This is a genomic window from Vibrio cyclitrophicus, from assembly GCF_024347435.1.
Classification (GTDB): domain Bacteria; phylum Pseudomonadota; class Gammaproteobacteria; order Enterobacterales; family Vibrionaceae; genus Vibrio; species Vibrio cyclitrophicus.
The window spans coordinates 539,187-554,277 of sequence record NZ_AP025481.1; the positions used below are offsets into that span (position 1 = coordinate 539,187).

General features: G+C 43.6%; 9 protein-coding genes and 2 pseudogenes. All 11 read right to left on the reverse strand.

Annotated features, from left to right (window positions below; all coding sequences use genetic code 11):
* Window position 1 precedes the first annotated feature (1 nt).
* A complete protein-coding gene (locus OCW38_RS17430; protein ID WP_010429302.1) occupies window positions 2–478 on the reverse strand; it encodes a hypothetical protein in 477 nt (158 codons plus the stop codon).
* Between the two features lie 9 nt (window positions 479–487).
* Window positions 488–2,248, reverse strand: a pseudogene (locus OCW38_RS17435) (response regulator); the annotation flags it as partial.
* Window positions 2,249–2,288: 40 nt separating this feature from the next.
* Window positions 2,289–3,823, reverse strand: a protein-coding gene (locus OCW38_RS17440; protein ID WP_391852436.1) for an IS3 family transposase whose coding sequence is annotated in 2 segments (ribosomal slippage) — window positions 2,289–3,370 and window positions 3,370–3,823 — 1,536 coding nt in all. Because the reading frame shifts where the segments join, the coding sequence is not laid out codon by codon here.
* A gap of 63 nt (window positions 3,824–3,886) precedes the next feature.
* Window positions 3,887–5,311 (reverse strand): annotated as a pseudogene (locus OCW38_RS17445) (histidine kinase dimerization/phospho-acceptor domain-containing protein); the annotation flags it as partial.
* 214 nt (window positions 5,312–5,525) lie between these two features.
* The gene (locus OCW38_RS17450) at window positions 5,526–5,900 is read right to left on the reverse strand and encodes a hypothetical protein (RefSeq protein ID WP_010429308.1); all 375 of its coding nucleotides are present in this window, start codon (window positions 5,898–5,900) and stop codon (window positions 5,526–5,528) included.
* Between the two features lie 109 nt (window positions 5,901–6,009).
* Complete coding sequence (locus OCW38_RS17455; RefSeq protein ID WP_016792798.1) at window positions 6,010–8,148, reverse strand: ATP-binding cassette domain-containing protein; 2,139 nt, start codon at window positions 8,146–8,148, stop codon at window positions 6,010–6,012.
* Complete coding sequence (locus OCW38_RS17460) at window positions 8,145–9,731, reverse strand: ABC transporter transmembrane domain-containing protein (RefSeq protein ID WP_016768819.1); 1,587 nt, start codon at window positions 9,729–9,731, stop codon at window positions 8,145–8,147. Before OCW38_RS17460 ends, OCW38_RS17455 begins: the two co-directional genes overlap by 4 nt.
* Window positions 9,721–11,145 (reverse strand): TolC family protein, encoded by a 1,425-nt coding sequence (locus tag OCW38_RS17465; protein ID WP_016797989.1) that lies wholly within the window; start codon window positions 11,143–11,145, stop codon window positions 9,721–9,723. Before OCW38_RS17465 ends, OCW38_RS17460 begins: the two co-directional genes overlap by 11 nt.
* Complete coding sequence (locus OCW38_RS17470) at window positions 11,120–13,351, reverse strand: ATP-binding response regulator (protein ID WP_010429315.1); 2,232 nt, start codon at window positions 13,349–13,351, stop codon at window positions 11,120–11,122. The genes OCW38_RS17465 and OCW38_RS17470 overlap by 26 nt, the downstream gene beginning before the upstream one ends.
* Window positions 13,352–13,354: 3 nt before the next feature.
* A complete protein-coding gene (locus OCW38_RS17475; protein ID WP_010429317.1) occupies window positions 13,355–14,704 on the reverse strand; it encodes an HlyD family type I secretion periplasmic adaptor subunit in 1,350 nt (449 codons plus the stop codon).
* A 3-nt stretch (window positions 14,705–14,707) separates the two neighbouring features.
* The gene (locus OCW38_RS17480; RefSeq protein WP_016768822.1) at window positions 14,708–15,070 is read right to left on the reverse strand and encodes a hypothetical protein; all 363 of its coding nucleotides are present in this window, start codon (window positions 15,068–15,070) and stop codon (window positions 14,708–14,710) included.
* Window positions 15,071–15,091 lie beyond the last annotated feature (21 nt).

The window sequence follows — 15,091 nt, forward strand, 5'->3', positions numbered from 1 at the left end:
GTTATTTCTCCGAACTTATAACGTACAAAACGTTGGCATTTTGAGGAACCGTCGAGAGTGGTGAATAACCAATGCGGTTGGGTTTGTCGTCGAGCCAATCGACTAGGCTGTCTGTTGAAGCCTGTTTGATTTCTCTTGGGTAACGCGCTTTCCCTGAAAAAGATAAGCCAGCCCAGTGTGCGTTCATTTGAGCTGCATTTTTGCCGAGAAGTAACTGATAAAAATCTTCTCTTTCGGTACTGTTTTCAGGCCAATCTGATAGTTCTACACGCTTGCCGTTCAGACGCTTGGTTTTTCCTCGATATAGCTTTCTCGCTTTATTTATTGTTATCTCTTCAAACCCAGAATCTAAAGAAAAAATCGCGTAATCTTCCGCTGCATGCACTGGGGTGGCAAGGAGTAGGCTCCCTAACAGCCCAATTGCTGTTGATAGCATAACTCTGCAAGGGAGTGCTTTAATCGTTCTGATCCAATCCATTGGTTTCTCCTAACAAGTCGCACTTTCTATTTGATGGAATAGTTTCTCTTTTCTCACGGGCTTCGCTACGTACCCATCCATGCCTGAATCAAAGCACTTTTGGATATCATCATCGATAACACTGGCGGTTAACGCGATGATAGGAGTTTTGCTTAAGCCTAGATTTTTCTCGTATTCACGTATCTCTTTTGTTGCGGTGAAGCCGTCCATCACTGGCATCATGCAATCCATGAGAATAACGTCGAAACCACTGTCGTTTTGATACATATCTACGGCGATTTGTCCATTCTCTGCAAGTTCAAAAGCATAGCCAGCCTTAGTTAACATCAAAGAAGCCACTTTCTGATTAACTCGGTTATCTTCTACAAGTAGTATTCTTTCGGATTTTCTAGGTATCGTTTTTTGCTTGAGTTCTTCCGGTAAGGTTTGTTTAGCAGAGCTGGCGTTGTGAATGGGAGTGACCGTAGACGTTTTTGATGTGGTCGGGGAAACATTCCTGTTGGCAAGCGGCATTGCTTCAACAGCGGTGAGTATTTTCTCCTTTAACATTTCGAACTTGAAAGGTTTTGGCACGTAATCGTCCATGCCTACGTCGAAACACTTCTGAATATCGTCATCAATCACACTGGCGGTTAAGGCAATGATCGGAATACGGCGTGTAGCTTTTGTTTCTAGTTCAATTCGTCGAATATTACTCGTAGCTTCAAAACCATCCATAACAGGCATCATGCAGTCCATCAGGATCGCTGCATAATGAGGATTTGCGGTAAACTTGTCTATGGCTTCTTGGCCGTTGTTAGCAAACTCGAATTCGAAACCACTTTTTCCCACATGAAGACCAGCAATCTTTTGGTTAATTCTATTGTCTTCGACGATAAGGATTTTGTGTTGTATCTCTAAAGGTTGTTGAGTCGTCTCAGACAGCTCTGCTAAGCCTTGTGTATCACAAAGCTCGACGGCTTTAATTAATCGCAAGCCTAGTAAAGGTTGTGATACTTGAGCTGTGATGCAATTGCCTAAATCTACTGGCTCGCTTAAGAATGAGCGAATCAAACAGATTGTGATTCCATTATTATGCAGTCGATTTAATTCATTTGAGTAATTGTTGGCTTGAAAAGTATCGTCTTCAGCGAAAACGACAGTGATTGGTTTATTGTGTTTCTGAGTCGCGAGTTGTTCGGTGAGCCTAACTGTGTCCTTCGTTCGCTGAACTACGTTTAGGTCATAAAGATTAAGGTTACATTCTATTCGCTCAGAGAGCATATTCTCCTTACCTAGCACGTAAATATCAGCGCTCGCGGTACTTGGTTTTGGTAATATTAAGTCAACCGGTAGTTCTAAATCGAAGTAGAAACAGCTACCTTCACCTTTTACGGAATTAAGTTGAATCTGTCCGCCCATAAGCTCAACTAACTGAGTACTGATGGCTAGGCCAAGCCCAGTACCACCAAATTGACGTGTAGTTGAGTCATCTTCTTGAGCAAAGGGCTCGAATATCTGTTTCTGTTGCTGTTTGTCGATACCAATACCCGTGTCTCGTACTGCGAATCGAATCGTGACTTCGCTTTCAGTCTTGTTAAGCGTCTGAATGGACAGCGTTACACCACCTTCAGCCGTAAATTTTACGGCATTAGACATGAAATTCATCAAGATCTGTCTCAATCGGTGATCGTCTATCATCACTCGAGCTGGGGTATCAGGGCTGATGTCGACGTCAACTGAAATTTTCTGCTCTTTTGCTTTTGGTGCAACAATAGAAGCGATGTCGTATCGGTGTTTTTCAAGGTAGTTGTCATCATTTGCTTGCTTATTAAGCAGCTTCTCTTTCTGGATTCAGATGAACGTCACCAACAGGCGCACAGTTCCTGATATCACCAGACCACCGCTCAGGCTTTCGCTGTTTTGCAGCGAACAATACCTCTACACGACGCTTCAAGATCTCTTTATCTTTTCCATTGTGACGCTCTGAAGGCGTGACGTAATTTAGCTTACTGTGCTTGTGCTCGGTGTTGTACCAGAGTACGAAGGCTTCAACCCAACTTCGGCTACTATCGAGACTTTCAAAGCCCTTTGTTGGCCAGTTTGGCATGTACTTAACTGTACGGAACAATGACTCGACATAAGGGTTATCATCACTGACTCTTGGGCGACTATATGACGAGGTAATACCTAACTCTTCCATTTTAGCTTTGAACGTCAACGACTTCATTGGCGCACCATTATCCGAGTGAAGAACCAGCGCTTGATTAAAGCACTGCTCTCGCATCAACGTCCTTTGCAGAAGTTGTGACGCCAGCTCACCGCATTCATGCTCATACACTTCATAACCAACAATTTTTCGACTGTAGATGTCCTCAATGACATACAGGTAATAATGTTGACCTCGAACCTTTGAGGGTAAGTAAGTGATATCCCAAGTATAGACTTGGTTCGAGTCCGTCGCTGTGTAACTGGTTGGCTTCGCTTGCTTCTGTCTGCTCCGCTGACGACCTCGCTTGTGAAGTTGCCCCTGCGTACTCAACACTCGGTAGTAGCTCGACTCAGAGGCGATGTACTCACCTCTATCAAGCAATGTCGGGACGATTTGAGTTGGAGGCAAGCTTGCGAACTCTGAGCGGTTACACACCTCGATTATCGCATCACGCTCTTCCTGCGACAGCTTATTAGCAGGCTCAGGCCTGAGGCATATTGGCCTTTTGTCAGCTTGTACTTCTCCTTGCTGATACCAGCGACGATATGTTCTCAAGTCGATTTGAACTTCATGGCAAGCTGGCTCTAAACGACATCCACATTGCTTCGCTTCAAGGATAAGAGTCACTATGGTCTGCCTTTCATCGGTTGAGGTTAGTCGTCCTCTGGCTCTTCCCCGTAAAAGGCTCTCAGCTTTTTTCTTAGTACCAAGAGGGCGGCCGTTTCAGCGAGTGCTTTTTCTTTGAGTCGTAAATCTTTCTTCAACTCTTTGATTTCAAGTTTGTCAGCTTTAGCCTGCTTCTTTGCTTCAGCTTCGTGCTCTTTACTCGACTTAAACCCTTGCATACATTCGCTGCGCCAGCTTTGGATTTGTTCTGGGAAAAGGCCTTTTTCACGACAATATTGGCTGAGTTCACTTTCTGTCATTGAGTAGGTTTCAGCGACAATGGCTAGTTTAGTTTGAGCAGACCACTGCTCTGATGAAGTGTTACTATTTGGCACGGCGGCTCCTGAACGTCTGAGTTGCTGGCGCCAATGATACAGGGTCGCAGTACTGATTCCTTCCTCTTCCGACACTTCTTTAACTGACATCGAATAGGGAGGTAATAGCTTCTTCAATATAGCTTCTTTTCTTTCTATTGAGATACGAGACACAATTACTCTTTATCGCCCAGACTGGTTAAATTTTAACAGTGACAACTACCCTGCCAGATAGGGGTATATCGATTCTCTAATGGATGCTGAATGTGGACTTATCAGTAACATTCCAGATTCGATCTTGGAGAAATCTAAAATGTCGTTGATTAAGCTCAGCAGCAGTTGTGATGAGGTTTCGATGGTATCAACGTAATCGCGTTGTGTTGGTGTTAGTGGGGTATCAGCCAGTATTTCTGAAATACCTATGACGCCATTGAGAGGTGTTCGAATTTCATGAGACATGTTGGCTAAGAAGCTGCTTTTCGCTTTGCTGGCTTGTATTGCGTGATCTTTCGCTTTTTCTGCGTCTTCTTTGGCTTGGGTTAGCTTTTCTTTAGCGTACTCTCTTTCGATGGTGAGTCGTTCGACCTGTTGAGCAAATAAACTGAGCTCATCTTTACCTTGAATGAGTTTTTGTAAAGAGGGGCGAGTTTGATCGTTTTCACTTTTTAAAAAGTTAAGGACGAGTCCAAGGTTGTTCGTCACTTGTCTCGCTAAGCTTAAGGTTAAACCCATAACAAGGGTAGCGAGTAAGGCTACGATGGAAATAAACAGGGTTCGCTCCATTTGAGCGTCTGAAATCGCTTGGGCAACCTCTGTTTGGAATTCTTGCTTAATGACACCGCCAAGGCTTTGCAATAAGTTGAGTCGAGCACTCATGGCCTCTAGACCAACAGATATTTCTTGTGGAGTAAGTTGGCTGATGGCGTTCAGGTCAAGTAGAGCAGTTCGGATTTCTTGGCTTTGAGCAAAGACATCATTTCTAAACACTTCGACCATTAAAGATACCTGATGCTCATTGGCATTCAACGAAACAAAGCGTTCTAAAAACAGTTGCTGCCTTTCACTCAGAGTCTCGATTTGCTCTGCAAGTTCAGGATCGTATTCTTGGCTGCTTTGAAATATCTCAATCAGTGAGGTGCCCAGTTTGAACTCCTCGTTTGACCAAAACATTAACCATTCTAGCTGCTGCAATGCCGTGAGGTGTTGTTGAATTTCACGCTTGGTGTTTTCAAACGGGACCTTCTCGACTTCTAGCAATAATTGTTTGTATAAATCGCTCTGCCATTCGAGTGCATCCAACTTATCGTAACTGTCGATAGCTTGAATTGTCGAAAGTGTTGCTTCGCTGAAGTCAGCTACTAACTGATTCATTTCATTTGAAGTATCTAAGAAAATGATTGGCGATAGGTTTTTTAATTCTGCTTTTACTTGGCTGCTTTGTGCTGCGAACTCTTCAGGGCTAGAAGCTGATGAGCTTCGATACAGGAGCGAAATATCTTGGAGGTAGGCAGATAGCTGACTGGTTCGTTCAAAATCGGTTAACTGAGTCGTCAAGATAAAAGCTTGTCTGCCTGCGAGAAAAAGCAGTAGTGAAACGGGAAGTAGAACTAAGCCAAAGAGTTTATGTTTGACTGAAAGGTTATTCCAGACCGTAATCGCCATATAAGGATCCATCCAACTGTTTTTATATAAAAACAGTAGAATAAAAATGCCGATATGGAAACTTTGAGACGGTATATTTAATGGAAGTGTGGGAGGGGTATAAGTTCTTGTGATTCCAGAGCTTATTTTGAAAGGGATCCTATTTCTACTCGTTTATAGCGGTGGGTGGTTGGTTTATTCTATATGCTTATTGAGGAATAACTTTGAAAACAGTTTAGTGAGAGTGATTGTTGTCTTGATTTACTTCAAATAGAAGTTGTTCTAGCGCCGTTTTAGCAGAAGGCTCTAGTGTCCAAATACCCAAAATTCTGTTTAACGCTGCTCGATAAACTTTGTTTTTGAGTAGGAAGGCGAGAGTACTTGTATCGTTATTTAGAACTTGTGTTTGTATTACGGTCAGTTCGGCTTTGTTTGCGATATCAATTTTCTGAAGATTGAAAGCGGGTAGGAATGCACACTCATACCAAATCTCAACGATTTCTCTAAGTTCGATCTCTTCTTCAGGCACATCGCAGCCCTGAAGTTGGTGGTTTTCAGGAATTGCGGATAAGTAAGCTACATCAAGCTTGTCTGCAACGAATGTGTACATTTGCTTCCCTGTTAAACGTAATTTGAGACCGAATCATCTCTCTCACTTATGGTTTTGTCAATTATATCCATTTATCTAACGAGTAATTTGTGAATAAGCGTCGTTGTAGTTAACTTAAACTGTTTAAGTATTTGTCTGTTAAGCCAAAATATTTTAAATTGCCATCTAGTTCCAGAACCAAACTCATGTTGGAAGTGGCGATCAAACCGGGGTCATTGGTTGAAAAAATGACTGTTTTGTTCAACAACTTATCGCTGAACAAGCGGTTAAAATACTGCGAGTTTTCATTTTCCGCTCCGTTGAACGGTTCATCAATGATGATCAGAGATTGCTCACAGTTACCTAAACCAAGCGCTAAACGCAGCTTTTGCTGAATGCCGTTGGGAAGACTTTTGCATTTGTCCACGTTTAACTGAGTAGCTAAACCTTCCGGGAGCCATTCATCTAATTCGAAGAAGCTCACCATCTCTTGCATCTTCTCTGTTGGAATGAGTCCGTTATGCAGAATGAAGTTGGTTTCTAGCGAACCTTCGAAAATATGTAAATTAAAAGGGATGTAGTTTATCGATGTGCGATAGCGGTAGCTGTTGAACTGCTTGATGTTGTAACCATCGACAGACACTGCGCCCTGATAGCGATCTTCTAGCCCCGCAATGATGGAAATTAGCGTCGTTTTTCCACAGCCAGTTGGGCCACAAATGACGACTTTTGCGCTTGGGGGTATCTTGAACCCCAAGTTGGTTAAGCCGGTTGCTGCGCCTGTGTAACGATGACTTACACCGCTGCCCACAATACTGCCTTGGAACAGGCGAATAGGTGGGCTCTTCTCCAAAGTCAGCTTGTCATCATTCATCGACATTAAATTGTTGATTTGTGCCGATGACGCCTTTATGGATTGAAACTTAGAAATTGAATTATAGATACCCATGATCGGGCCTAATGCTTTCCAAACCAAAATAACGGTGGCTAACATGGCACCCGCGTCAGAAGTGCCTTCCATTACACCGATTACAGCGGTCACAATACTTGCAGTACCAATCACCTGTATCAAACTGCCGCCAGCGGCCTGAATCTTACTGTTAGTCACGGCAACATTCTCGGCATCGTTGGAACTTTGCATATGTGAGGCACTAAATCGAGATTGAACGACACGAAGTAAAGGTAGCCCTTGGATAGTCTTGATACCACGCAGGATTTCATTCCATTGGTACGAGACCATCGCATTGGCGCGCGAGCTTTTAGATGTGGCTTGCGAGTAGATATAGCGTGAGTAAACACAGAACACCAACATCAATATTAAGCCGCCCATTACCACGAGAGCAGCTGTGCCAGACATCAGGGCTATCGCGATGATAAACACAATCACAAACGGCATATCAAAGTAGCTGAGGGTCGATTCTGCTGTCACTAAGCGTCGGAAGGTATCGATATCTTTCAAACGAGCCAATTGTGACGAGACCCCTGCGGTTGATGTCATCGCGTACGGCAACCAAAGAAGCTTCGATATTACGGCTTGGGATATGTGTACCGCGAGATCTTTACCGGAGGTGGCAATGATGTTGACTCGCATCTTCTTAAAGAAATACTCCGAGAAGCCAACAATCACAGCAAATAAGGTTAGCCAATAGAGTGTTGCTTGAGAGCTAGAAGTAAGAGCGAAGTTATACACGCTCATAATAAAGAACGGCTGCAACGCACCTAGAATACTGATCACGAAGCTCAAGATAATCAGGCTTTTGAGTTCATTGTTGTAACGATAAAAAGCGTATTTAATCCAATTACTTCTGTCTTGAGATTCCGGTGGTGGTTCTCGGAACAGACGAGAATATTCACTAATAGCAATCAGTAAACAGGGCTTTTTACACATTGGGTATTCAATGGTGTTGTTGTTTGTGTAATCAAACAACAGCAGCCTTCCATCTTTGGTGCCTAAGAAAATCGCACTTAGATTCTCTATTTCAATAAAGCATGGATGAGGGTGCTTATCGATATTATCGAGTGTCTTTAGCTTGGTCACATCACAGCGATACCCAAGGCGCTCGATGGTTGCTGTAAAGCTGTCGCCGTCTTTAGATTTTGGAATAAAAGCATCGCTGAGTATAGCAGGAGTGCCTTCCCATTCGAGTGCTATCAGGGTGTAGGCCAAACCACGAATAAGAGGAGATTGACTGTAACGTTCGTCGTATCCGCTAGATTCAAAATCCAAGACACGTTGTGGAACATTATTGAAGTCTACAAGGATACTCATTGGTCACCTCCGGTAAGTTTTACGCGTTTGAGGCGGTGGTTAAGTTTGTCCATTTTATTGCTGGCGATGATTAGGATTTTGTCATTGGCACGATAAGCTGTACTGGTTAGCACAACCCGTGCAAATTCCTCATCAAATACACAATCGATATCATCAAATATCAATACACATTTACTGGCGAGCAGGGCTCGGACTAATAGCAGAGCATATCCAACTTGGCGAGAGAATGGATTGCGCATGTGCCCTTTGAGTTCTGTATAAAAACCGGCAGGAAGCCCGTCAATTTGCGCCTTGATGTTCATCGTTTCACACAGTGCAAACGCCGTGTTATTCAAGCTTGGTCGGAAACAGGTGAGATTATCGATAATCGTCCCTTCTACGAACGAGCTTGTTTTATCAACCATTAGCACGCTGTTACGCCAAACGTTGTAATTGACGTCATTTAAAGGCGTGTCATTAATCATAATGTCCAGTTTGTTATCGCTGTTCTGCCGCGTAATACAGTTGGCGAGATGAGTCTTGCCTGAGCCGCTTTTCCCTGTCAGTAAATAGGCTTGTCCGAGTTCGAATTCAATACGCTGTTTTTCTGAGTATTTAACAGAAATACGTTCTACTTCCGTTGTCTCATGTTGGTGTTCAACAGACGCTGCCAACTCAAGAAGCTCGGCGATACGTTGTATGTGGAGTTTGTTTAATTCCCAACGACTCGCGGTACGCATCACTTGTTGGTAGGGCGCGAAGTAACGGTTGGTCAGCATGATGATCGCGGCCATGATTCCTTGGCTTGATTCCATGTTGATAACGGCGGTTGCTAGTACTACAACAACGCAAGCAATGGAAAGCTGTTGGATGAGCGCCAAGATCAAGCCAAAGTTCGATTCAATCTGTTCGTATTTGATGTTCTCCACTTCACGCTCTTCGACCATTTGTGTCATCAGGCTTTCAACGCGGTATTCCATATTTCTCGCTTTGATATCTAGGGGGCTAGATATAATTTCAATGATTTTAGAAGTGGTTAATCCTTCTATATCGGACTTATTTTGTAGGCTGCCAATCTTTTGTTTAGAAAGGCTCCAAGCGAAAATGGCTAAGGTGAGCGAGGCAATCAGAAGCGTCACGCCAGCCCATATGTTGATTAGACCAATAATGAGGATGGTGATCACGCTGACAGCAAGGTTTATCAGGGCTCGAACTGATTCGCCGCCAAAGAAGGTTTTCAACTCAGGAATGGTTGAGATTCGTTCTAGGTATTCGCCCGGTTCTAAGCGGCGAAATTTAGAGATTTCAGCCAAACATATTGATTGGAACACCTTGTTGGTTAAGTTGGTCTCAAACTGCCTCATGATGACAGAGGAAATCTTTTCTTCCTGATTTTTCAGGTGGTAGTCGAGGAAGATAGAAATCAAGATAATCGCGAACAGCAAGAACAACGTGTCTTGTGCTTGATTGGGTAATACTCGGTCAAAAATGATCAGAATAGAAAAGGGCAACACCAAGCCAAACAGAGTGGAAATTATCGTAGAGAAAGTTAGATAACACTTATCTGCCGTATTGATCTTTTGAGAAAACTGCTCAGTTTGCATTACGACCTCCTGTTTTCAACGACTCAGTTGAGAGAAGGTGTTTAGGCACTAATTCTTGATTGTTTCGCCCTTCGATATCACTCATTAATTGCATGATGCTTTCGATAGATTGAATCGAGAGTAAGCCTTTTGTTTGTTCGAGCTTGATGGTTTCGATGATGTAGTCGTATCGTGCGCTTTCATAATCTCTTAAGGCGCTGAATAGCTTACTTTCTGCGGCAAGCAAATCGGTGATGGTACGGGTGCCTAACTGGTAAGCCCTTTGGATCCCTTTATAAGACGCATAGTTGGCGCGAATGATGTTTTCGTAACTGCTGATAGATTGCGAGAAATCATTAATGTTGAGCACTGCAGTATTTACGCTGTTACGGGTGGTGTAAAGGGAGTCTTGGTAAAGCAGTTCGGTACGCTCGATGGCGGTCGATGATTTTTGATATCCGTAGTAATCAGAGCCACCAGACAAGATAGGAACGGCTAGATTTAAGCCAACGCTGGTTGAGTTACTTTCACCTGTCGCTGTGATGTCGGTTTTGTCGTAGTTATTGGCGTCATCATGACGATAATTGGCTGAAAGTGACACGGTAGGTAAGAAGTTCGAACCGCTTTCTTTTAAGCTTCTGCGGCTTCTCTCGACGTTTTTCTTCGCCACTAACAAGTCGTTGTTGAGCTTTAACGCTTGATCCATGATAGAGCGTTGTTCGGTTTCGTTTATCTCTTTTAAAGGCACACTTTCGTATATGTCTTGTGACGGAGTGATAGGGTACTGAATCTGAATGGATAGCCCGTTGAGAATGACACGGCGATCTTTTTGCAAGGTTCTTAATCGATTCGACACGCCTTCTTTTTGAGCGATAACTTCGTACAGCTCACTGGCGGCTGTGTTCCCCAATTCTACGTTACGTCGCATCTGATGTTCACGAGTCTCAGACGACTTAAGTTCGACTTTGGTCGCTTTTATTTGCGCATTGTTTTTCAAATACTCGAAGTATTGAGAGCCGATTTCAGAAATGGTGCTCTGGATTTTGTTCTCGTGTTTAATCTCTTCGATATTAAAGTCGAGTTTTGCCGTGCCATATTTAAAAATATCACCCAGATTGAATATCGATTGGGAAAGGGAAAGGCTGTAGCTGTTTGAGTTATAGCTAGAGGTTTCGTCGGGCACGCTTGATAACAAGGTTTCGTTTTCATTCCATGTGGTATCGGCTGCACCATTGAGTGAAGGAAGAAACTTAGATCGGCTGATCCCAATATTGTATTCGTTCTCTTCCACACCTTTATCACTGGCACGAAGAGACAGGCTGTTTTGCAGGCCGAGTTCTACTGCCTCAAGCAGGGTCGTCGCCGATGCTGAAGGTATCGTGCTGAATGCAAGCGCAGCCATAATGCTGCTAGTTAAGTTTCTGTACCGCCACATACTTGTTGATCACCTTGATGATTTGGTCGCTTTTGTAAGGTTTGCTGATCACGTAATCCATTCCGGCTTCAATACAAGCCTGGTGTTCATTACTGCTGGTCAATGCGGTTGCCCCTATGATGGTGCAAGGGCTTTTCTCGTTATCTTGTTCAAATTGGCGAATGCGTTTAGTCGCTTCAATGCCCCCCATACCTGGCATAATGCAGTCCATGAAGATGATGTCAGAACGTTTATTCATGAAGTGCTCCACTGCGTCAGCGCCATCGCCAACCGTGTCTGGTTCATACTCTTGTTTGGTGAGGATTCGTTTAAGTAAGATCTGCTGAACTCGGTCATCCTCTACGATAAGGAACGAACTGTTCTCCATCTGCTCTTCTGATGCTTCTGCTTCCATAATGGTAAGTAAGTTCGGAATAAACTCGTAAGGAATCGCAGGGGAGTTGATGATCTTATCGACGAAGCTGTGACACTCTTGTGCATGCTGAGTATTAGTTACTGACAGCAACAGCTTGGTATTTGGATGACTCTTAAGTTGAGATTTCACCGTTTTGCTCAGTGATGGCAGCTTGTTAGGTTCAAAGGTATCGGTCAGCATGATGGCATCGTACTCACCAAAGGTCTTCGCCGCTGAAAACAACTCATTTGCAGTGCGGATTTCAGTGATATCAAGCCCCAAGTTACTGAGCATTTTCTTCATTACATCGATACGAACTTGTGTATTGGCGCAAAGCAGTAAACGCTTGCCGTCGAAGCGTGTTTTCTCTGTATGGAAATTCTTAGCCTTGAGATCAAGCTCGATCTGAAAACGTTCTTGTGTACCCGATTGGAACCAGTGACTTTCGTAATAGCCGTAATCTTTTAAAACGCTTTTCGCTAAGTCGTCGGTGTTAGCGGTATGGTGCTTGTGAGCGCTCCAATGAAGCTTATTGAGCTTAGCTACAGATACATCCAACGTTGAAAGGAAGTTGAGATTGATGGTGACACGCGTATTTTCCATATCGGAAGCCGCGCCAGACTCTATCGTCACGAATAACTTCTTGTTTGATTTAAGTTGGATGGCGTTAGAAAGCTGCAGGAACAATATCCAGAATAAGCTGGTGGATTGGCCTTCAACACGGTTCGGCAAATTGTCAGAGATAAAGCAGTCAAGTTGACCTTCGTTTCTCTGAACTTTGGCGCTGATATGAATCATCAATTCAGACAACACGCTCAGTAGAGAAAATTCTTTCGACTTACTTTCCGTACCCTGTGAAATCAATCGGTTATAGTTTTCTGCTAACTCAGACAAGGTACTACACGCAGAGGTAATATCCTTCGCCATCAATACGCCGTTTTCATCGGTTTCTTGAACCAGATATTGGACTCCACCGTTGATGGTGTTGGTGATTCCGCGAATCTCGTAACCAATCAGTGCGTAAAGCTGTTTGTAGAGATCATTATTGCGTTTTTGGTCTTCCAATTTACTAAAAATCAGCTTGAGGTGAGAGTAGATTTGGCGTTGTTTGGGGTTGATGCTCACTTCATTAAGAAGCTCTTCGAGTCTTTGTAAATCGAGTTCCTTTAGCTCTTGATAGAGCGCATCAAACTCATAGTCGATTTCTCGCTCGTTAGAGCTGGATTTCTTCAGTTTCAACATGGCAACTGAGTTAGAAAAAACGGCAATCACGGCCAATATCATGACCACCATAAGCAACCAGACAAAGAACTCGTTTTTCTCTGACATTAAGTCGCTTGCATGGTTGTTAAACATGGTGCGGTAGTTGTCGTCCATCTGCAGGTAGTTGTTCGTCAGCGACAGGTATAAGTCGAGTACGTCGTTGCGTGTTTTCGTACTGTCGGAAAAGCGATTGATAGCTAATTCAAGTTGGGTGTATTCAGTCGCGCCAACCAAACTAAATTCAGTTTTGTTCAAAGAAGCCAAAGACCTAAACTCATCGATTTCACTCTTCAAGGTAGAAAGGCTCAAGTCACTGGCACTGCAATTATTGGCTTGTAAGCAGTACTGTAAGGTTTGGATGTCCAGTTCTATGGTCTGATTGAGCTTTTGGGCTTGTATCAGAAGTGGGGCGCTTTGCACTTGCGCAACCGAATCGACTTTCGACCAAGAAAAGTATAAATAGAAAGCGAGCGCCGCCAGTACCACGCTGAACAATATGCTCAGACGTAGAGCGGGTACGGAAATGTTATAAGAAGGTTTTCCGCTCATTGATTACCTCTCATCGAATGCATCTTCGATGGCAGACATCACAGGTTTCGCTGCGTATTCGATCACGCGACGCGAGCCTGTTTTTACATCGGCGGTAAATTCCATATAAGGCGATAACTTGTATTGAGTGCCTCCTCGTTCAAGAAAGTTTCGATCAATCTCAATCTCTGCCAAATAGAATTCAGCATCTTCTTCTTCATAGGATGAACGGCTGATTGAGGCGATGGTTCCCTCAACAAATCCATATTTTGCGAAGTTATAAGTATCCATTTTTACTTTCACCGCTTGGCCAATTTCAACAAACCCCATGTCTTTACGCGGGATCTTCGCTTCACCGTGTAGCGAATTATTTATTGGGGCAATATCTGCGATACTCTCGCCTGGCGGAATCACAGCTGAACGGAAATTGAAGTGCAGTTTGTCGACCACACCATCAACTGGCGAGTAGACGATTAAGCGGTCAACCTTGTCGGAATGCTGCGGTTGTAGGATCCGTTTCAGTTTGAGATCTTTATTGGCCTGAATGATTTGCGCTTGGTACTCGGAGTTACGGTTCTCAACCAAATCTCGATGTTGTTTCTCGAGTTTGTCGAGCTGAAAACGTTCGTTCATGACCGACTCGTCAAGGTTCTCAATCTCACGTACCATATTGGACTCTTGTACTTTCATGTTGAGAACATCGACATAAGACGCCATCTCTTCTTTATAGAGCGTGTTTTTGATGTTGAGCTGTTTGCGTATTAGAGATAGTTGATTTTCTGAACTTTTGCGACGCTTTAGCATTGAACGAATTAACGAGTTCTTGTGCTTAATATCGTGAGTGATGAGCTCTTCGTTTGAACGGTTTTTGGAAAATTCTTGTTGCCAAGTGTTCATGTTGACTTGGACTTGTTCTGGATATTTTTCGATATAAGATGCAAAGTTTGGTTCGATCATGTCGCGCAAGCTTTCATAACGAATCTTGTCGAGTTCTAACTGAATGATTTCGGTGTTCACGGTATCGAGTTGGGTGTTGCGGTCGAGTGAGCGGATTCGGGCAATAGGTTGACCTTCATATACAACTTCACCTTTTCTGACTAACAGCTCTTCTAAAATGCCGCCTTCTAAGTGTTGAACCTTCTCAACGTCAGATTCCAACAGCAGCTCACCACGCACAGAAACGACAATGTCAATGCGCGCCTGTGACGCCACGGCGATAGCGACCAAAGCGAGCAGGAAGATGATGAGCAAGGTTTTATGAACGCTGGTCATGGCACTCGCAAGTACGATGGTGTCATCTGCCGTCACCTTCGAAGCCTCGTTATTAGAAACGAGTGCTTTTCTAAGGTGGTGCTCTATTTGGTTATTACTCATGACCTACCTCGATGACTTGTCATCGACCACTTCCTTAATATCCAGCAAGTGATTGATTTGTCGATTGACGTTTTGTAGTTCAGTTTTTACATCCTCTAAAAGCGCTTCCGGTGCAGGGAACTCGTGTTTGCTCAAATGTTCTAGCTTAGCCATTTTTGGCGGCAGGTCTTGGTCACATAACAACGTTAAGATGGTCTTCAATTTTTTAGAGTAGTTGTTGAGTTCGTCAAAACGATTCCCTTTATGAAGTGTCTCTATGTTCATTGGTGCGTCCGAGAAGTTCTTATAAAAGTCGCCTAACAGCAATTGCAGCCCTTTGTGGTTGTTGTCGATTGAACGCAACAAATTCGTCATGTCTATCATCATTCCACTGCCTTAATTGCTTTA